The sequence below is a fragment of the Salibacterium halotolerans genome, from assembly GCF_900115625.1.
Lineage (GTDB): Bacteria > Bacillota > Bacilli > Bacillales > Marinococcaceae > Salibacterium > Salibacterium halotolerans.
In genome coordinates, this window is sequence record NZ_FOXD01000003.1 from 1 (window position 1) to 19444 (window position 19444).

Annotated in this window: 23 protein-coding genes and 1 pseudogene; 14 read left to right on the forward strand and 10 right to left on the reverse strand. The window is 43.8% G+C overall.

Annotation, left to right across the window (positions count from 1 at the left end; genetic code table 11):
- Positions 1-250 precede the first annotated feature (250 nt).
- From BM124_RS02925 to BM124_RS02935, 3 genes are all read left to right on the forward strand, one after another.
- A complete protein-coding gene (locus BM124_RS02925; protein ID WP_093335176.1) occupies positions 251-982 on the forward strand; it encodes a YrrS family protein in 732 nt (243 codons plus the stop codon).
- Between the two features lie 32 nt (positions 983-1014).
- Positions 1015-1710 carry a 5'-methylthioadenosine/S-adenosylhomocysteine nucleosidase gene (mtnN, locus tag BM124_RS02930; RefSeq protein ID WP_093335177.1) on the forward strand — a complete coding sequence of 232 codons (696 nt, stop codon included), beginning with the start codon at positions 1015-1017 and terminating at the stop codon, positions 1708-1710.
- A gap of 85 nt (positions 1711-1795) precedes the next feature.
- Positions 1796-2026 (forward strand): YrhC family protein, encoded by a 231-nt coding sequence (locus BM124_RS02935; protein WP_093335178.1) that lies wholly within the window; start codon positions 1796-1798, stop codon positions 2024-2026.
- A 9-nt stretch (positions 2027-2035) separates the two neighbouring features.
- Here BM124_RS02935 and BM124_RS02940 read toward each other — a convergent pair whose 3' ends face one another.
- The 3 genes from BM124_RS02940 to BM124_RS02950 form a co-directional block, all read right to left on the reverse strand.
- Entirely contained in the window at positions 2036-2656 is a 621-nt protein-coding gene (locus BM124_RS02940) for an NUDIX hydrolase (protein WP_244504208.1), read from the reverse strand.
- Between the two features lie 38 nt (positions 2657-2694).
- On the reverse strand, positions 2695-4677 hold the full coding sequence (locus tag BM124_RS02945; protein ID WP_093335179.1) for a S9 family peptidase: 1983 nt from the start codon (positions 4675-4677) through the stop codon (positions 2695-2697).
- A gap of 320 nt (positions 4678-4997) precedes the next feature.
- The gene (locus BM124_RS02950; protein ID WP_093335180.1) at positions 4998-5294 is read right to left on the reverse strand and encodes a HesB/YadR/YfhF family protein; all 297 of its coding nucleotides are present in this window, start codon (positions 5292-5294) and stop codon (positions 4998-5000) included.
- A gap of 169 nt (positions 5295-5463) precedes the next feature.
- Here BM124_RS02950 and BM124_RS02955 point away from each other — a divergent pair.
- Positions 5464-5868: pseudogene (locus BM124_RS02955) on the forward strand (sigma-70 family RNA polymerase sigma factor); the annotation flags it as partial.
- 2 nt (positions 5869-5870) lie between these two features.
- Here the strand turns inward: BM124_RS02955 and BM124_RS02960 are convergent.
- From BM124_RS02960 to BM124_RS02990, 7 genes are all read right to left on the reverse strand, one after another.
- Positions 5871-7451 carry a recombinase family protein gene (locus tag BM124_RS02960; protein WP_093335181.1) on the reverse strand — a complete coding sequence of 527 codons (1581 nt, stop codon included), beginning with the start codon at positions 7449-7451 and terminating at the stop codon, positions 5871-5873.
- A 240-nt stretch (positions 7452-7691) separates the two neighbouring features.
- Entirely contained in the window at positions 7692-8903 is a 1212-nt protein-coding gene (locus BM124_RS02965; RefSeq protein ID WP_093335182.1) for a ComF family protein, read from the reverse strand.
- A gap of 6 nt (positions 8904-8909) precedes the next feature.
- Entirely contained in the window at positions 8910-10103 is a 1194-nt protein-coding gene (locus BM124_RS02970) for a DNA-processing protein DprA (protein ID WP_093335183.1), read from the reverse strand.
- Between the two features lie 231 nt (positions 10104-10334).
- Positions 10335-10685 carry a hypothetical protein gene (locus tag BM124_RS02975; RefSeq protein WP_093335184.1) on the reverse strand — a complete coding sequence of 117 codons (351 nt, stop codon included), beginning with the start codon at positions 10683-10685 and terminating at the stop codon, positions 10335-10337.
- Positions 10660-11277, reverse strand: a complete 618-nt coding sequence (locus BM124_RS02980; RefSeq protein WP_093335185.1) for an ImmA/IrrE family metallo-endopeptidase — start codon at positions 11275-11277, stop codon at positions 10660-10662. Before BM124_RS02980 ends, BM124_RS02975 begins: the two co-directional genes overlap by 26 nt.
- A gap of 82 nt (positions 11278-11359) precedes the next feature.
- Positions 11360-12109, reverse strand: coding sequence for a hypothetical protein (locus BM124_RS02985; RefSeq protein WP_093335186.1), 750 nt, complete (start codon positions 12107-12109; stop codon positions 11360-11362).
- A gap of 16 nt (positions 12110-12125) precedes the next feature.
- Complete coding sequence (locus BM124_RS02990) at positions 12126-12554, reverse strand: helix-turn-helix domain-containing protein (RefSeq protein WP_093335187.1); 429 nt, start codon at positions 12552-12554, stop codon at positions 12126-12128.
- Positions 12555-12716: 162 nt separating this feature from the next.
- Between BM124_RS02990 and BM124_RS02995 the strand changes: the two genes are divergently transcribed.
- The 10 genes from BM124_RS02995 (at position 12717) to BM124_RS19135 (ending at position 19443) form a co-directional block, all read left to right on the forward strand.
- Entirely contained in the window at positions 12717-12941 is a 225-nt protein-coding gene (locus tag BM124_RS02995; protein ID WP_093335188.1) for a helix-turn-helix transcriptional regulator, read from the forward strand.
- 132 nt (positions 12942-13073) lie between these two features.
- A complete protein-coding gene (locus tag BM124_RS03000; protein WP_093335189.1) occupies positions 13074-13847 on the forward strand; it encodes a phage antirepressor KilAC domain-containing protein in 774 nt (257 codons plus the stop codon).
- Between the two features lie 18 nt (positions 13848-13865).
- The gene (locus BM124_RS03005; RefSeq protein ID WP_093335190.1) at positions 13866-14111 is read left to right on the forward strand and encodes an ATP-binding protein; all 246 of its coding nucleotides are present in this window, start codon (positions 13866-13868) and stop codon (positions 14109-14111) included.
- Between the two features lie 72 nt (positions 14112-14183).
- Positions 14184-14831 carry a hypothetical protein gene (locus BM124_RS03010; protein ID WP_093335191.1) on the forward strand — a complete coding sequence of 216 codons (648 nt, stop codon included), beginning with the start codon at positions 14184-14186 and terminating at the stop codon, positions 14829-14831.
- Positions 14832-14889: 58 nt separating this feature from the next.
- Positions 14890-15066 carry a hypothetical protein gene (locus tag BM124_RS18730; protein WP_170840928.1) on the forward strand — a complete coding sequence of 59 codons (177 nt, stop codon included), beginning with the start codon at positions 14890-14892 and terminating at the stop codon, positions 15064-15066.
- A gap of 311 nt (positions 15067-15377) precedes the next feature.
- Entirely contained in the window at positions 15378-15524 is a 147-nt protein-coding gene (locus BM124_RS18735) for a hypothetical protein (protein ID WP_170840929.1), read from the forward strand.
- Between the two features lie 90 nt (positions 15525-15614).
- On the forward strand, positions 15615-17624 hold the full coding sequence (locus BM124_RS03015; RefSeq protein ID WP_093335525.1) for an AAA family ATPase: 2010 nt from the start codon (positions 15615-15617) through the stop codon (positions 17622-17624).
- Positions 17625-17651: 27 nt separating this feature from the next.
- Positions 17652-18563 carry a recombinase RecT gene (locus tag BM124_RS03020; RefSeq protein ID WP_093335526.1) on the forward strand — a complete coding sequence of 304 codons (912 nt, stop codon included), beginning with the start codon at positions 17652-17654 and terminating at the stop codon, positions 18561-18563.
- On the forward strand, positions 18563-19264 hold the full coding sequence (locus BM124_RS03025; protein ID WP_093335192.1) for an MBL fold metallo-hydrolase: 702 nt from the start codon (positions 18563-18565) through the stop codon (positions 19262-19264). The genes BM124_RS03020 and BM124_RS03025 overlap by 1 nt, the downstream gene beginning before the upstream one ends.
- Positions 19261-19443: a hypothetical protein gene (locus BM124_RS19135; protein WP_093335193.1), complete on the forward strand. Its 183-nt coding sequence runs from the start codon at positions 19261-19263 to the stop codon at positions 19441-19443. The genes BM124_RS03025 and BM124_RS19135 overlap by 4 nt, the downstream gene beginning before the upstream one ends.
- The last annotated feature ends 1 nt before the right edge of the window (position 19444 follow it).

The following is a 19444-nucleotide window of genomic DNA, read 5'->3' on the forward strand; positions in this document are numbered from 1 at the left end:
CAGCTGTATAAGCTGGCTTTAAAAATACGTAAAAAACCATGGTCACCATCTGAAGATGGCGTCCATGGCTTTTTAGTTAAGGGCTTTTGATACAGTCCCGCTCTCTTTTCGGTCCTGCGGCCTGTATATATAGATGATATTATGGGAAAAACGGTATAATTTCTATCTTTCCTCTCGCCACATCGGTTAAAATTTTATATGATATGGGTAGACATGTTATCGAAAGAGATCATACAGGCAGGTGAAGAGAATGAACAACGACCAGGGATTTAATGAACAGAATCGATATGAGATGAGAAAAAGAAAGCGCATGAATCGGATTTTGAATATCTCCATTTTAGCTGTGGGGGCGCTTATTCTGTTTTTTGCGGTGCAGCTGTTTCTACCGGGAAGCCAGGAAACCGCTGAAAATGACGTGACAGAGCCACAGCAGAATGAAGAGACAGCACCACCAGAAAGCGAGACAACTGAAGAACAGACGGCTCCTGAGCAGAACCAGGAGACCGACACCAACCAACAGGAAACACCGCCGTCGGACAACCGGCAGGATGAAAACCAGACGCAGGAGAATGCGGACTCTAACGACGACAGTTCAACAGAAGACAGCAGCAATAATGATACAGAGAGGGAAGAAAATGACGACGGCGGAAACACCGTCTCCATTCCCGAAGGCGGCGGTCCCGATCAGGAAGAATGGGAACCGATAGGCACCGAACAATCCGGCTCCTTCAGTCATGATTTTGATATGAACAGTCAGAACTGGGCGGAAATGGAAGCTGCGCTTCGTTACGCTGCCGGATTGAGCAGTGGAGAAGCAGAAGTGTGGCGTATTGAAAACGGTGGAGGTTCCAACAGAGCCGTGGGCTATATAAGCACGTATGAAAACAGACAGAACCCTTACAGGGTTACAATTGAATTTGTGGAAAATGAAGGATGGAAACCGGTGAATGTAGAACGCGCGGAATCTAATCCGGAATTATGAGAATAAACAAGCCGGAAAGGAACGAATTGAACATGAAAATAGCAGTCATCGGTGCGATGGATGAAGAAGTGGAATTATTAAAGTCGAAACTGGAAAACCGCCGCGAAGAAGAAAGCGGCGGGACCCGTTTTTTTTCAGGAAACATGTACGGCGCGGACGTTGTTCTTATCCAGTCGGGCATAGGCAAGGTGAACGCTGCCGCTGCCACTGCGCTCGTCCTCGAAAAATATAAACCGGATATGGTTATCAATACCGGATCGGCCGGTGGATTCAATCCCGAGCTTAATGTCGGGGATCTCGTTGTTTCAACCGAAGTGCGCTACAACGATGTGGACGCCACGGTATTTGGATATGAGTACGGACAGGTTCCCCGCATGCCGGCAGGATACAGCGCTGAGGCGAAACTTGTGGAGGAAACATTAAAAGCCGCCTCCCGGGAAAATATCCCGGTCCGGGACGGTTTGATTCTGTCGGGAGATTCGTTTATGAGTTCCGACAGCAAAATTGACTTTCTGAAAGAGACATTCCATGAACCGCAGTGCGCGGAAATGGAAGCAGGAGCCATCGCCCACGTCTGCTTCCGCTTTGATGTTCCATTTGTCGTCATACGGGCACTCAGTGATGTGGCGGGAAATGATGCGAAACAGTCCTATGAGGAATTTCTCGTGCAGGCGTCTGAAAACTCAGCTGCCCTTGTGACAGCACTTATCGAGCAGAAAATGGAATAGGAAAATGCCGGAATTCCCGCCATGAATGTCCTGACCTTCTTTCTCATTATCTATGATACGATGAAGAAAAAGGAGGATCAGTGCGATGACACAATCAAAAACAGTTCAGGCAGGAAGAGCCGAAGACTTCCATGTGTTCAGCAGAGTGCTGTTTACGGCTGCCTGCTTTCTATTTTTCGGCATGCTGCTGCCCGAAAGTGTGCCGGCAGCCAAGCAGCCTGAAATGCTGATCATCATCGTAATATTTACCGCTGCATCCGTTCTGTTTCACCAAGTGGGAAAAAAAGCACGACAGCGTTCGGAAGAGACCGGCTGAAAGATGTGATCAGGGAGCGGCTGTTTCATCTACAAAATGTTTCATGATCCGGGCGGTCAGGCCCCAGATCACGTAAGAGCCGTAGTAATAAAAGTATTCGGGATGTGTACCGGCACTCCAGGTGTAGCCCTTTCCATTTGGAATAGATTCGAACGGAAACCCGGACTCGGGCTCCACTTTTAAGTGAATAAGGTGCCGGTCCGGCTCGTTATCTATGAAAAAAGAAAGCGGTACGGTGAAGAGTTTATCCACTTCTTCTTCGTTCGGATGAAAAGACGAAGCAAGGTCCAGAAAGCCTGCATAGGGAAAAATAATCTGCCGGAACGGAGAGATTATTTTATCGAGGCTGCCGGTTATGGCAGCCTCGTTTTGATGAATACCGGTTTCTTCACATAGTTCACGAACGGCGGCTTCTGCCGGGTTACGATCCGAGCGGTCCACCATACCGCCTGGAAAACAGATTTCGCCAGGCTGCCGCTTCATGTGTTTGGCTCTTACTTCAAAGAGAACATGAAGGTCACCTTCTTTTTCAATTAGCGGCACGAAAACGGCGTAGTGCCTCATCTGGTGTTCATCTATAATCCCCTGCCGGCGCCCGGACAGCTGCCTGGTTATATCGTTTTTATTCAACCTTAGTCCCCTCTCTTTCTTTTTCCCGGTATAGACGATCAAAGGTGCTTGTCAAACCATGCTGCCATATGTCTCAAGCGCTCGACCCGCAGAGCCGGAGCTCCGTTTCGGCTTAGGTCGTGGCCGGACTGCGGAAACCTCAAGAACGAAACTGGTTTCTTCAGATACTGCAGCGCAGTGAACAACTGCTCTGCCTGTTCCATCGGACAGCGGTAATCGTTCTCCCCGTGCATAATCAACAGGGGTGTGTTGATGTTTTGTACATATTTCAGCGGAGAATGATCCCACAGCTTTTGTGGGTCATCGTGTACACGCGCACCCAGTTCCCAGTTTGTGAAGAAAAATCCTATATCACTAACACCATAGAAGCTGGTCCAGTTGGAAATCGAACGCTGCGTGACGGCAGCTTTGAACCGGTTGGTATGGCCGGCAATCCAGTTTGTCATGAACCCGCCGTAGCTTCCGCCTGTGACACCAAGACGTTCTTTATCAACAAAGTCAAACTGCTCAAGCACTTGATCGACCGCCGTCATTAAGTCACTGTAATCTTTGCCGCCGTAATCGCCGCGGCAGGCGTTTACAAACGATTGTCCGTATCCATGGCTCCCGCGGGGGTTGGTGTACAGTACGGCGTACCCTTTGGCGGCAAGCATCTGGAGTTCATGGAAGAACGTATTGGCATACATGGCATGCGGACCGCCGTGTATCTCAAGAAGCAGCGGATAACGCTGCCCTTCTTCAAAGAAAGCCGGACGCATGAGCCAGCCTTGAATATCCCAGCCGTCTTCCGCTTTTGCCGTAACCGGCTCCGGAATAGAAAGATGGACGCCCCGGATAAAGTCTGCATTGACATCGGTCAGGCGGACTTTCCCTTTTTCAGGTTTTTCGATTTTATAAAAATCACCTGGATTGGATGGGTCGCTGATGCCGGCAATAAACAGATCCAGCCGCGGGTGATAGGAAAAATCAAAAACATGATTGTCTTCTTCATGAACTGGCGTGATTTCGCCTTCCAGATCCATCTGGTAGATACCCGTGTTTCCGTTTCCACTCGCGCTGAAATAGAGAAAATCCTGGTTCTCTGCCCATGCCGGCGACGGATCCACCTGACCGGTGCGCAGATCACTCACTGCCGCATCCCCGACCTGCACGTCCCATTGGATCGTCACACAGCGGCGTTCTTTCGTCAGTGTATCGATCACCCAGACCTGGTTGAGGGTGGCGCCGTCATATTCCAGCTCGTGGCCGATGCAGGCGATTTTGTGGCCGTCCGGAGACCAGGATGCATGAGAAAACACACCGGTGGAAGACGTAAGTTTCACAATGTCTTCTGTTTCAGTATCAATAATAAATAAGTCGAGCACAGAAGATACATCTTCATCCGGGTTCCGGTTAGCGCTGAACACGATCTGCCTGCTGTCCGGTGCAAAGCGGCCCGAATGATGATCGAACGGACCGCTTGTCAGGATCCGGGTTTCTTTTGATTTCAAGTCCAGCAGGGCAAGCTGTTTCCTTCTGCCCCGGCAAAACCCGCTGCCTTCAGCCTTATAGCGGAGCCGCTCAATCATAACCGGTTTGGTTTCGTCCCCTTCAAGGCTTTCTTCATCTGAAAAAATATCTTCACCAGCGCGGGCGGAAGTTGTGAAAACGAGGTATTTTCCGTCTGGTGACCAATCAGGTTCGGATACACCGTGCTTCAAGGCGGTGAGCTGACGCGGTTCACCTCCAGCCGTCGACATCATCCATATCTGATTAACACCGGAGCGGTTGGAGACAAAAGCAAGTTCCGTTCCGTCCGGGGACCACCGCGGCGAATGATTGCGGGACTCACCAAATGTCCACTGCGCCGGCATATCATCACCAAGGTAGTGAATGAAAAGGTGTGAATTGTATTCTGTATCATGGCGGACGGATGTCTCCACATACGCATATTTTTCCCCGTCCCTCGATAAGCGGGGGTCATGAACGACACGAATCTTTTTAATGTCTTCAGGCGTAACAGCTTGTTTCTGCTCATTCAACGAAACGTCCTCCTTTTCTTTCCCCGCCGGTAAGTCTTATCTTTCATCGCTCTGCGGGAAAGCAGAAGGTACAAGACGCATCGGGGAGATGTTGTGAAATTAGTATAGTAAAGATAAGGAAAAACCTCAACGAACTAGACCCGGAGAAGCTGGAGAAAAAAGGAGAGATTATCTGACAAAATGAATGAAAAGCTTCCTGTATAAGCCTATACTAATACTCAAGGAAACTCCTATTCCTTTTGCCGACTTTCTGCTTTCCTTGTTGGCCTCTCTCTCCACTTGAAGCTGTCCGGAAAATTGTTTTTTCGGACAGCCCTTTTTTATTTTTCAGCCGAGTATTCATAATCAACCGCCTCATGCTTACGGCTGTATTTTACGTGCAGGTCGTACCCTTCGAAATACCATTTGTCTTTTTCCTCCACATAAAAAACAATACCGTTTTCTGTCATCTGCGCCCACGGTTCAAACGGTTCAGCCTTCGTCACACCAAGAGAAAAACCGGGGTGAATGGGGGAACGCCCGCCGTAACGGGCGAAAAATCGAATCGAGTCCCCTTCCGCGGCCTCCATTTCCTGTTCAAACCATTTTAACGCTGGTGCACTCAATGTGATATTCATGTCTGACAGCCTCCGTCCTGTTTTATTGACTATATTCTTATTTTCCCCTCATATAAGAGATAAAAACAATCCCGCCCGGACAAACAACGAAACCGCCCCTGCTGCATACAATGAAAGCGAGAGGAGGGCGGTACCGTTGTCCGGAATTCTTGCAGCCGCACTTTACATTATGAAGGAACTGGCGATGTTTGTCTCGTATGTGAAAAACAACGCATTTCCGCAGCCGCTGCCGAAAGAAGAGGAAAAAATACATTTGGAACGCATGCAGCAGGGAGATGAGCACTCCCGTAATCTATTGATTGAACATAACCTCCGTCTTGTGGCCCACATCGTCAAAAAATTTGAAAATGCGAAGGAAGACACCGAGGACCTGATTTCCATCGGAACCATCGGGCTGATCAAAGGTATTGAAAGCTACTCCCCGGAAAAAGGAACCAAACTGGCGACGTACGCAGCAAGGTGTGTCGAAAATGAAATACTTATGCATCTGCGGGCGTTGAAGAAAGTGAAAAAGGATATATCCCTGCACGATCCGATTGGAAGCGACAAGGAGGGCAATGAATTGCCCCTAATATGTTATACGTAATTAGGAGCAAAGGTATGGGGGAGGCGAGGGTAAATCACAAGTTCGAAGTCATCTAAACGCTGCTGTTTGTTCTTGGTGTAAACGGCTTTCTCGATTACTGATTTGAGAAGGGCGTTTTTCTTTTTGATGTCGTCTGTCTTCTTATATAAATCGAGGACGTTTTCGACATGGGGGATAATGTTTTCCTGGGCTGCTTCTCTTTCCTGCAGCAGTTCCATCTCTGATTGAGCGTTGGCAATGTTTGTGTTGATGTCATTCATACGGTCGGAGATATTTTGCGATCTTTCCAGGAAGGTTTCCTCGTCATATACTCCGCGCTCAAGAAAGTCATGCAGCTTCAGTTTTTGTTTGTTCAGTTCCTTTAATTCCTTTTCCATGGATTGAATGGAGTTCTGTAAGATCTCAACCTCATTGGCATCTTCGTTTGCCGTGTTATCCTCATTTCCATGATCCCAGTCTGCCTTGTAGCGATCCAGCCAATCCTGAAGACCATTCAATACTTTCTGCTCCACAAATTCAATCTTGGAGCTGCGGCAGCCGCAGTTTTTAGCGTTATTACACATAACAAATACCTTACCATCAGTATAAGGGCGCCGGACCATGGTTTTCTCGCAGTACCCACATTTAACAATACCAGCCAGGGGATTGGTTACGTGGCCACCTAACTGGTAGGGGACATGGTATCTCGTTTTCAAAATATCCTGGGCTTTTTCATACAGGTCCATGGATACAAGAGGTTCATGCTTACCTTCAACGTCTACCCATTCATTTCTGGGGCGGGTGCGTGTGTCCTTTGTTTTCCCTGGTGTCGTGGACTTCTTAATATCCTTGCGTTTCCACTGCAGCCGTCCGGCGTATACAGCATTTTTAATGATGTTGAGGACAGCGCTTGGCTCCCATGGTTTCCCTGTGTAGGAGGGAGCGCTCATTTCATTGAGACGATTCGCAATTTCAGCGCTGCCTAACCGTTGATTTGAATTATCCTCTGTGTACCAGGCAAATATCTTTCTGACAATCGGTGCTTGCTCAGAGTGGGGGACAAGGGTGCGGTGCTTCCCATCCTTATAAATCTCATAACCATAAGGAGGCTTTGTTGCGATATAATTGCCGTCCTCAATGGAGCGGAGGCGGCCACCCTGGAGCCGGCGGTTGATGATTTTAAGCTCTTTACGGGACATAAACGTTTCAAACTCGGTGTATTCCTCATCCCACTCATCGGACAAGTCATACGTTTTCCGTGTGGTGATGATTTTTGTTTTAGCAGTGCGGAAGGTGTCCAGTATCAAGCCTTGCTCCTGCATATTGCCACGGCCTAAGCGGTCAATATCCATGACGAGGACGGCGTCGAACTCATGATTTTCAACCTCTTTAAGCAGCTCGAGCATTTCGGGGCGGTGGACCAAGCTTTCCCCGGACACAATTTCCTGGCGGATCTTGGTGACGTTAAGATTGAGTTTCTTTGCTATTTTGAAGAGAGCGTTCTTATGTTTAGCTAAGGTTTCTCCGTCTCCGCGGGCTTCTGCTTCGAGATCGGCACGGGATTTTCTTAAATACATGCATACATTTTGCATAGTTATAATCACTCCCTCCCTCTTTGTAATTAATTATTCTTCCATATGCTCCTTATTTATATTTATTAGAATTGCCGTAAAAATAATTATGTGGTATAAATATTAACATACATTAAAATCTTTGATCTTTATTCATTTGATCTTTTAATATAAATTATAACGACATAATAAGACGAATTCGAACAAAATAAGAATAGACGTTTGTTTAAAATTAAAATAGAGGAGCCAATCAATGTTATTTTAGAAAGGAGAAAAAGACTTGGACATAAATTGATTATTAATTTCATTTAAACTATAATTAACACCTAAGTTATAATTTAAAGTGTGTGATTTTTGATTGCATTCAAAGTAGGGTTCATTACTTTTATTTATCTTTAATTTAATTTTGCCGTCACAATTTGAACACTTAATGGTTTTAGTGTCTATAAAGGAGTTAGATGAAAATTGATTTATACCAAGTGATGCAACAATTACATTATTAGCACCAGCGTTCAAAATTTCTTTCGATACTTCTTTTGTTGTAGATCCAGTAGAAATCACATCATCGATTAGTACAATATTTTTCCCTGAAAAATCAAAGTTGGTCTTAAAAACATCTTTAACATTAACTTTTCTATCTGCTTGGCCTAAACCTTGTTGGGGACGATAATTCTCAATAGTGAATACTAAACTGTTGAGATTTTCAATGTTAAAATGTTGACTTAATTGTTTACAGACATTAAAAAATCTATTGCTTTCTCCAGGTCTAGATGGGACTGAGATGATACCATCAACATAAAAATGTTTATCATTGATGTATTTCACTAAACGTTTAAAAATGTTTGTTAAATAAGGATCATCTTGATTAAATTTTTTCATTCTTTTTATTCTATTTGATAACAAATGCATGTTATGGTTATTTTTTGTGTACTCATAATATCTACCGGAACTTATTATTTTAATGTTTTTTGTTTCATTTGCATTTATTGAATCGTTAAAAACCAATATACGAGAATTACTTTTATGCTCTTTATCTATAGAGCGCCACTCTCCCATATAACCAATATGCTTAGGAGTATTTATATTTTTAACTTCCTCAATTTTGTTTATTAAGAAATCTGGTAAAAAGCCGCTGTTGTTAATATCAAAGCCATTGCCTATAAATATTGTTCCAACGGGAGAATCTAAGCTTTCAAATGAATGTATATCTTCTGAAACGTACGCCACTTCATGTGTATTTAATTCCATCTTAATCAAAGCTTGTCTTACAACTTTTGATTTTGAAATCTCTAAGCTGTTGGTAAAAAGAAAATCTTCATTATACTTTCTTGAGAAACCTTTCAATTGATTATTTATAATAAAAGTTCGCTTTAACTCACTTGGTAATTTTTTAACCAAATTATTTATATTTTTATCCCCAAATGTATTTATATCTATAATCAATCCCTTAATATTTTGAGCATCAATTAACATTAAACTTCACCTTTCAAATAACGAATCTTGATGATTAATCGTATTAAACTTGTTATAAAAGTCTTCTAGTGTATTTATTAATTCGCTTATTTTAGAAAAAGTATAAACTCCATCTTTTTCTATATATTTTTTGGGCCAATTCAAGTCAGAGTTATCTAATGCACTTTGAGGTATAAAAACTACTCTCCCTTGTTTTATTGCATAATTTGCTTGAATTAAAGATCCACTAGTTTCTCCAGCTTCAATAATAACTGTAGCTAATGACAATCCACTCATAACACCATTTCTCATTGGAAAGTTCCAACGATGTATTGTTGATGAGGGTGAAAATTGTGATATCAAAAGATTGTGTGTGCCGATGTCTCTTTGTAAATATTCATTTTCTTTAGGGTAATATCTGTTTAAAGGAGTTCCTAATACACCTATAGTTTCAAAATTATTTTGTAATGCTCCTTTATGAGCTGCAGTGTCAATTCCCTTTGCTAATCCGGAAGTTACCACCATTTCTCTTTTCCCTAAAAAGGAAGCTAAGGAATTTGCTTTTTTTTCACCATCTAAAGTAGGGTTTCTTGTACCTACTACTGAAATACAGTGCTGGTTGATTAAATTGATGTTGCCACGCATGAAAAGAAAACGTGGAGCTTCTTCAGTCAAATCTAATAATTTCGGATAATAACTGTCACCTCGTTTTATTATGTGGTCATTTGAGTCCAGCTTATGGAAGCTTTTTAATACCTTTTCGTAAACTTTTTTTATATCTTCCGAGTCTTTCAATAACAGAGATGAAACATTTTTTTCCTGTTCATTAAAAGGAATTTTAAAATCAATTTCTTGTTTATATTGCAAATAAAAATTCTCGATTTTTTTTGGTGAAGAATTAAAAAAAGGATAAAGACTAAAGTAATTAACACATTCAATTAATCTTTCCTGAGAAACATTGTTTAAATAAGGATAAGTATTGTTTTTAATTATTTGTTTACCTGATGTATTATGGTCAAGTTCGTTTTTTAATTCATAAATTTCACTTTTTAAATACAGTGTACCGGCCTTGGTTTTTTTAATGGGTTCTATTCTTCCACTTTTTATAAACTGGTGAAGACGTTGCGAAGTGATGCCTAAGATTATTAAGGCTTCACTAGCAATTAATATTTCATCGTATAAAAAATTTTTTAATTCTTTTGTGTTTTTGAAATTAAACATTGAACCTCTCCTTTTTTTTAAACTTATCACGAGGTGTTGATGATTATCAACACCTCGTGATAATTTATCTCCTCCTTTGGTATGTAGTTAAAGTATAATCGAATGTAATTAAAATAATTCAAAGAAAGATAAGATAAAAGACTTATCTTGTTAATTGAATTTTACTAAATACTGCTCAATTTATGGTGATTTCGACAAAACTAGACACCAATTTACATCAATAATCGCTAATTAACGCAACAAAAGCGTTAGATCCATGGACATTACTTCCTCCAGATCCTCAACAAGCATGATAAAATACTCAGCTTCATGCAGCATGCCTGGATCATACCCGCTGCTTTCCAGTCGGGATTGAACCATACCGATATTAATGGCAAAACTGTCGTCATCGAACGGATCTCTGACGAGTTCGCCCATATCGACAGACAGAATAGCCAAGTCAGCAAAATCTTCTTTATAGAAGCACTCCACGCTCTCAGGAACCGTGTAAAAAAGAAGGGAGCTGCGCTGCTCTCCATCTGTCTTAACGAGTACCCACTTCGCTTGATGTTCTCCATCAATCGTTTCGTAATAAACCCACATAATTAACGACCTCCTCGCCGATTTGTTCCTGGAGTTGACTCATAATTCTCTGTGTTTCATAAGACCAATTGGCCGGATCATAACTTTCAGAGTGAGTAGGCAGCTGGGGATCTGTTTTTCTGGTTACAACAGGCTGCACGATGGATTGCCTATATAGCTGATTTAATCGCTTCTCTGCAAAGTCTGCCGGCACTACAAAATCATTTGCCAGTTGCTCAATAATATCCGGAGCATCCCAGTCGTATCCGCGGAGCATATGATGGGGGAGAGCGGCATACATCTCAAATAACCTTGTGTCCCATTCTAAATAATCAGCCAGACCGCCTGAGATGAACATTCGATTGCTGTCATGCCGCATTAAATGTCCTAATTCATGAAAGAACTGAATGCGGTGATCTTCCGGTGTCAGACCTCGTTGCAAATAGATGGCACGGAACCGCCCATGTTCTTTGTAAGTGGAACCCCTGTCATGATATTTCAAGAATATCCGCAACCTGCGGCTGATGATTTGTTCATCGATTTCTCTTGGAGTGTAGATTCGTAGATAGCGATACATCTTGAGTACGTAATCTTCTCTGTGTGTATGATGCATGATATCACCCCTGAAAGAACAAATGTTTGGTATTATGGTAAAAAGAAAAGCCGTTACGGCTAATCAATAAGAAACTATTACATTAACGGAGGGAAGGATGGACAAAAACATTTTCAGATATTTGGTCAAGATTTTTCGGTAAAATAAAATATGAAGGGTCATCCATTTTTTTCAACTCACTCACTTTTGCACGGGCTCTAAAGACTCTCCCAGGTTCAGTATTACCGTACTCATCTTCAAGTGCCATAGTAAATTCAACTGCAATTGTCTTTACCTTTTCAAACTGTTTGTTGTTACTGAGGCGCTCGAATATTTTCAAAGTATCAGATCGAAAGCCATCTGCTATTAATCCTGTGAATACATTTCCATCACTGGGGATTGAAATCTCTAACAATCCTATGTCACTATCATAAATAACATTATTGAATGTCTGGTTTGATGGTGTACTCTCGCTTTCTATCAGGTCAAAAATAGATGCTTTAGCTTTTCCGGCTATCGTGGATTGATCTAAGGAGCTTAAGTATTTCTGTTCATCGTCTTCTCGTGCCTGCTGCTCTTTTCTTTCCTGCTCTTCTTTACGTTCACGCTCAGCACGTCTTTCCTCAATCCGCTGCTTTTCACTTTTGACATCCTCAAGGCTTTCTTGAGCGTCTTCATCTTCTGGTTTTATTTCCAGCGCAGCAGAGTAAGCAGCAATAGCGTTATTATAATTTTGATTATCCTCGGCTTCTTCCCCTTGTTCCATTTTCTCATTGTACTCCGAAGAACAACCGGCAACTATAAGTAAGGAAAAAGAAGTCACAACAATAAAAGGTAATAATTTATAGTTCATCAAATCTCCCCACATATTAGTCGTTAAAATTCAAATCATCATCGCCGTTGTCTTCTTCTTCCATCCTACGGGCTTTTTCCTTCACCCACAACCAATGATTCTTCACTTCCTGAATCTGCTCCCGACTCATCTTTTTCCACTCGTTAATGTCGTAAAAATTGAAGCCGGCGTCTTGGAGGTCGTTATCGATGAAGAATTGTTTCAAGTCTTCCATTGGATCGTATTCTTCATTTGGAGTAGTGGGATTGTTCGTTCTTCCCAACAAGTAATCTAAAGACACTTCGAAATAATCAGCTATTTTCTGCAATGTATCATAATCAGGTGTTCGTTGGCCTTGCTCATACATTCCGTAAGTGGTCCGAGCTACACCGATTATTTCCGCTAACTCTTTTTGATTAATTTTTTTGTTTTTCCTCAATTCAATCAGTCGGTTTTTAAATTCCATAAGGGAACACCCTTCATATTGTGGTCTTTTTACATTATAACGCCACAAAGAGTGGCTTAAAATAAATGCCACAAAAAGTGTAATTATTTATTGACATTCCACGTTATGCGGCTTATTATATAACTAACTAAGCCACGAAACGTGGAATTGGAGGTGAGTAAGTTGAGAAACTGGCTTTTATATAAAAGAAGCGAAATGGGCCTTACACAATCTGAGGTCGCAGAAAAAGCAAACATGAATAGAAGCACTTACTCGATGATTGAGTTGGGCGAGCGTAACGCTTCAGTATCAAATGCCAAAAAAATCTCTAAAGTATTGGGATTTAATTGGACTATTTTTTTTGAAGATGAAAGCCACGAATCGTGTAGTAAAACATCATCAGCTTAAAGGAGAGAGGCCATGCTTAATTTATCAGGAACGGAATGGAGCATCTTGGCTCTTTTCACCATCGTTTTTCTCTTCTCTGTCACGACAGTGCATTTCAATATTTAAAACCACATCAGCTTGAAGGAGGTAAGCATGAGTAACTTAACTATTTTTCAATTCGCAGGGCAGCAGGTTCGAACAGAAACCATTAACGATCAGCCGTATTTTCTATTGAAAGATGTTTGCGACATTTTAGAACTTGGACAAGTCGCCGGTGTTAAAAGGCGTTTGGACAAGGACGTGATTTCAAATCACCCCCTTGAAACATCTGGCGGAACGCAGGACGCTACCTTCATTAATGAAAGTGGATTGTATGACGTAATCATGGATAGCCGCAAGCCGGAAGCTAAGCAATTTAGAAAATGGGTCACAGATGAAGTCATTCCATCCATTAGAAAACACGGCGCATATATGACACCGGAAAAAATCGAAGAAACGCTGATGAATCCAGATACCATCATTCAGCTGGCGACCAACTTGAAAGACGAACAGCAGAAACGGCAGGCAGCCGAACAGCAACTTCAACTGGACAAGCCCTATTCAACCTTCGGCAAAGCCATGTCCAACTCAAACGCCGCGGTGAACATCGGAGCTTTTGCCAAGATGATATATGAGCACCATGGTCTCCGTATCGGTCGTAATAAATTGTTCGCTTGGCTGAGAGAGCAGGGATATCTGATCAAACACGGCCGCGAACGCAACAATCCGAAACAAAAGTACATCGAGAAAGGATGGTTCGATACGAACGTCACCTTAATTAGTCGCACTGAAGGCGGCGTCGAGAGCGTAACCACCCTTATTACAGGAAAAGGCCAGGTTGATTTGGCAAACATTCTCCTCGATGAATACAAGCAGACATCCACTTAAAGAAGGAGGGCAGTCCACATGGATCAGCCGCATAAAATGTCACGAGGTGATGCACCAATGACTGACAAATATCAAGACCAATCCATGGAGTATTACGACGGCAACACGAAGATCAAGATTGTTGATCCAGGCCCGGTTCCTCCTGAAAAAGTGGAACGCATTTTAGAGCAGTTTCATCGCGTTGGTTGGTCTATATGGAAAGACCTATCTCTCGAAGAGCAAAAAGCGATCAATGCAGAATACGACAAGCAGCGGGCTGATTAAGCCTGCGCGAATGGACAAGTTATCTATAATTCTATCGTACATTGAAAAACCAATTACTAGGAGGCAAACACAATGCAGAACAAAACGGAAAAAGCGAGGCTTTATAATCCCTCAGCGATACCAACGATCTTAAAAACGGCCAGGGAGCGAGCCAAGAAACCCGAACGACGGACCAAACGATGGCTGGCAGAACAGTTGGGGATGACAGAGCGGCGGTTGACAGGCATTGAAGATGGAACGTCTCAAGTCCACCTGGAGGAATGCATCGAATGGTGTGAAGCCGTAGAAGACTTCCTTGCTCTCAAACATATTCTGCACATCTACGGTATCAGTGAGCCTCCGACGGATCCGCGGCTTTTGGATAACGTCCCGAGCCAGTTGGACAATTTTAAAGCCGAGGTGGAGGAAAGCTTTATTGCTGCCAAAGATATCGAAAAGCTCTCTCAACACTGGCGGCCATGGAAAGGGTTTGAGGATAGAGACCGTCAGCAGATGCAAGCCTCGGCCAAACAGATCAGAGATGTTAGACATGCGGCAGATTGTTTGATAGTGGCCATGGAAAATCAATGGGGGCTGAACCAGCAATACGTTGAAGCGACATGGATTAACGGAGGCATTGCCAATAATATTCTGATGCACTCGATCGGAGCTTTTGAAAATCTAAGAAAAGAGCGCACGGATCGGGAGAGAATGGCGCAGCTTGGAGAGATGAAATCATGATGATTAAAGACTTTAATACGTTTCGATCTGATTATAAAAATTAGGGAGGAATTGAGAAATGAGAACTCATAACAAAATCAGTCACGAACTTCTGGATTATGTAGCAGACGCGGACGCACACACCAAAATGGCAAGTGTACCGTACTCCACGGATTTGAGAGATATCGTGAAAGTCGGTCACATGATCGAGCGTCACAATGAAAAAGCACCAGCAGAGGACACTGCTAGCGCTTAAAGGGGGGTCATTACCAATTTAATTATACCACTTAGGTTGATAAGCAGGCAAGCCGGTTTCCGGTTTGCCGCTGGGCCTATGACGATGGATATCCCTTCTATCCATTCCCCTCTGCCCAGTCATGGGCTCGGCGGTGCACCGGCACCAGAAAGGAGAGGTCGCAATGCGACTTAGAACAGAATTGAAGTTCTACATTGTGAACCACATTGAAGCACTAGGCATGGAGAAAGCTCTGAACCGGCTCCCTGAAAAGCTGGGTATAAGCCGGGACATCATTCGCTGGACATATGATGCGGAAAGGAGGAAGGGCATTGGATATCGAGAACATCCAGAATCAGCTCGATGATATGAAGCGTAATATTTTGCAGATGCAAAGCTACATGATGGATATGGTAGAGGAAATCGAACGGACACAGCAACAGCTTGAAGAACAAAAAAACGACCAGCTGGCGGGCTGATCGTTGGGGTGAATCGCAGTAATACCTATTACTTTAATTATATGCGATTCACCCTCAAAACTCAAATAGGGAGGAATCAACGTGAAACAGATGCTATTGAAACGACTGACACTCCGGAATTTCAAAGGAATTAAGGACTTCACATTAGAGCCGGAAGGGGAGCACATTAAAGTATTTGGTGACAATGCCACAGGAAAGACCACCATTTTCGATGCTGTGACATGGTTGCTATTTGATAAGGACTCCAACAATAAAAAGGATTTCTCCATTAAAACACTTACAGGGCAGGGCCAAGAAATCAGTGGTCTCGACCACGAAGTTGAAGCACATTTTGAAGTCGATGGCAGCCCCTTATCGCTGAGTAAAACCTACAAAGAAAAGTGGACGAAGAAGCGCGGCGATATAAATAAACAGCTCACCGGCCATACAACGGAATACCACATTGACGGGGTTCCGGCCAAGAAAAAAGAGTACGACGAGAAGGTATCTTCCATTATCGATGAAGATATATTCAAGCTTCTTACGTCTCCAAGCTACTTCAATGAGCAGCTGCACTGGCAGAAGCGCCGTGACATTCTCCTTGAAATTGCAGGCGATGTCTCGGACGAAGAGGTTATGAAAAGTCGGAAGGGGCTGGACAAGCTTGCAGACGCCCTGAACGGACGAAGCATTGAAGATCACCGGAAAGTCATTGCCTCTAAACGGAAGGAGATAAACAAACAAATTGATGAGATTCCACTCCGCATGGATGAAGTAGACCGAGGAAAGCCCGACACTTCAAGGTTGGATGAAGAACAGATTAAAAGCAGCATTGAACAGTTGTCTCAAGACCTCGACGCTAAACAAGAAGAACTGAACCGGATCCAGTCCGGTGGTGAAGTTACCGAGAAACAGAAGAAACTTGCTGAAGTACAGGGAGAACTGCAGGAAATCAAGAACCATCACCAGTCCGATCAGTACGAGAAGATTAATGAAAAGCGCTCTTCACTGAACGGGTTGGAGAAAGAAAAGAGCCAGCTGGAACAGGCCATTACGCAACTGAACAACCGTATATCAACGGATGATGGACAGATACAGCAGTTGAATCAGGATGCATCGGACCTCCGGCAGCAGTGGCAGGATACCAACGCCAAGGAATATGACGGTATCAAGCCCACCAAAGACGACCAGGACTGCACATGTTCCGCCTGCGGCCAGAACCTGCCGGCAGATCAGGTAGAAGCTGCTCATGAGAAAGCTGTACAGGCCTATGAAGCGAATTTAGCCGAATTCAACCGCCGGAAATCACAACAGCTTGAGGATATCAAAACGGCCGGCGTTCAGAAGAAAGAGAAAGTCCAAGAACTGGAGCAAGACAAGGCATCAGCTCAACAAGAGGCAGAGCAAGCACAGAAGCAACTGGAAGCCAAGCAGAATGAAATTACGGCTCTAAGTACCGAGATTGAAAACCTGCAGGCCAACGTCAGTGATATATCCGAGAATGCACAGTATCAAGCTAAGCAGCAGGAAGCCGAGAACATCGAGCAGGAAATCAAACAGTTGAAGGACTCAGTTCAAGAATCCATGCAGAGGGTCCGCACCGAGATGGATGAACTCAAGTCCAAGAAAGCCGCTTTCGAACAGGACCAGGCGAAATTCCAGCAGAAACGGCAGGCAGCCGATCGGATCAAGGAGTTGGAGGACGAGCAGAAGGAGCTCTCCGCACAGTACGAAAAACTTGAGCACGAGCTGTACCTGACAGAAGAGTTCATCCGTGCCAAAGTGGATCTCTTAGAAGAAAAGATAAACAACAAATTCAAGCACGCACGGTTTAAGCTCTTTGATACTCAAATAAATGAAGGCCTGAAAGAGACATGCGAGACCTTATTTCAGGGAGTCCCATACAGTGGCGGCCTGAACAACGCTGCCCGTATTAATGTTGGGCTCGATATCATTAACACTCTCAGCGAACACTATCGCTTCTCAGCACCTATCTTTGTAGACAACAGCGAGGCCGTTACGAGATTGATAGATACCAAAGCGCAGGTTATCAGCTTAGTAGTGAGCGAGCCGGACAAGCAACTTCGCATTGAACAAGCACACCATAAGGAGGCGGTTTAATTGGCAGACCAAAAAAATGAACTAGCAATGATCAAGAAAGACACCGTGGACGTGGTTTCCGAGAGGGTGAAGAAGTTTCAGGAAACCGGGGAGGTACATTTTCCGGCAAACTACTCTCCGGAGAATGCCATGAAAAGCGCATGGTTGGTGCTGCAGAACACACAAGATAAAAATAGGAAGCCCGCTCTGGAAGTTTGCACAAGAGACAGTGTTGCTAATGCTCTGCTGGATATGGTTGTGCAGGGGCTGAATCCCAACAAAAAGCAAGGGTACTTCATCGTTTACGGAGATCAGCTCACGTTTCAGCGTTCCTACTTCGGCACAATGGCCGTCACTCAAAGAGTTACTGGGGCAAAATCGATTGATGCAGGAGTAATCTATCAAGGTGATGAAGTAAATTACGAGATTCAAAATGGACGGATTAAGAACCTCACCCATAAGCAGCAGTTTAACAACATCGACAAAGAAAAAATATCGGGCGCTTACTGCACTATCGAAATGGCAGACGGCAATCTTTATACGGAATTGATGACAATTGATGAAATACGACAGTCATGGAGCCAGTCACCAATGTGGGGGAAGGATCAAACCCAAGAGAAGAAAGGGTCTACGCACGATAACTTCAAGCAAGAAATGGCAAAGAAAACCGTGATTAACCGTGCCTGCAAGAAATTCATGAACTCCAGCGATGATGGCAGTCTTGTCATGAACCATTTTCATCACAGCGATGATGTTGCGGAAGAAGGCCGGATGCGCGAAGAAGTGAACCAAAAGGCTAATCAGGAAATTCTCGATGTCGAACCGGCATCGGCCACACCTGATCCTGAGCCGCAGCGGGAACAAGTAGAGCAGCCCAAAAAAGAGCAACAAGAACAGCCGAGACAGGAAGATCAATTAGACCTGACAGAGTCGTTCGAAGAACAGGATCCACCGTTCTAATGATTGAAATCACTGCACTTGCCTCTTCCAGTAGGGGGAACTGCTACCGCGTCAGCGATGGCAGAACCCCGATACTGCTGGAATGCGGCATATCATATAAAGAGATACAACTCGGACTGGACTTTCAAGTATCACAGATTGAGGGCTGCGTGATAACACACGAGCACCAAGACCATTGCAAAGCAATTAAAGAAATCACAAGGGCTGGCATTGATTGTTATATGAGCGCCGGTACCGCAAAGGCAATCGGACAGAGCAATCACCGAATCAAAACGGTGCAGGCAAAGCAGGGATTTACCCTCGGAACATGGACTATTTTGCCCTTTGACGTGCAACACGATGTGAGTGAACCATATGGGTTCCTGCTGGCAAACGAAGCCGGAGACAAGCTCCTGTTTGCCACAGACACCTATTACATTCGATACCGGTTTAATGGCCTGACGCACATTCTCGTTGAGTGCAACTACAGTCTCGACATCCTGGACGAAAACATCTTAGAAGGAAGAGTGCCGCAGGTCATGCGAAAACGACTCATGCGCTCTCACATGAGCCTTGAGAACTTTAAAGAATTTCTGCGGGCTAATGACCTGAGCAAGCTTGAAGAGATCTGGATGTTGCACCTGTCAGATAGCAACTCCGATGAAGAACGTTTTAAAAGGGAGATCATGGAGCTTACTGGATCTCCAGTGTATGTCCCATGAAACACAGAATGCCGATCCCCGGTTTCTATGTGGGTCTGACAAAAGATAGTGAGGACCGGGGTCGGCTCTTTAAACAGTATGTGCAGGGTTACATTAATAAAACCTACCCAGAAATGAAACTGGTGAAAATCGAAGGCATGACAGCGATTTGCGAAAAGAAAAACAGCCTTGCTGACTGAG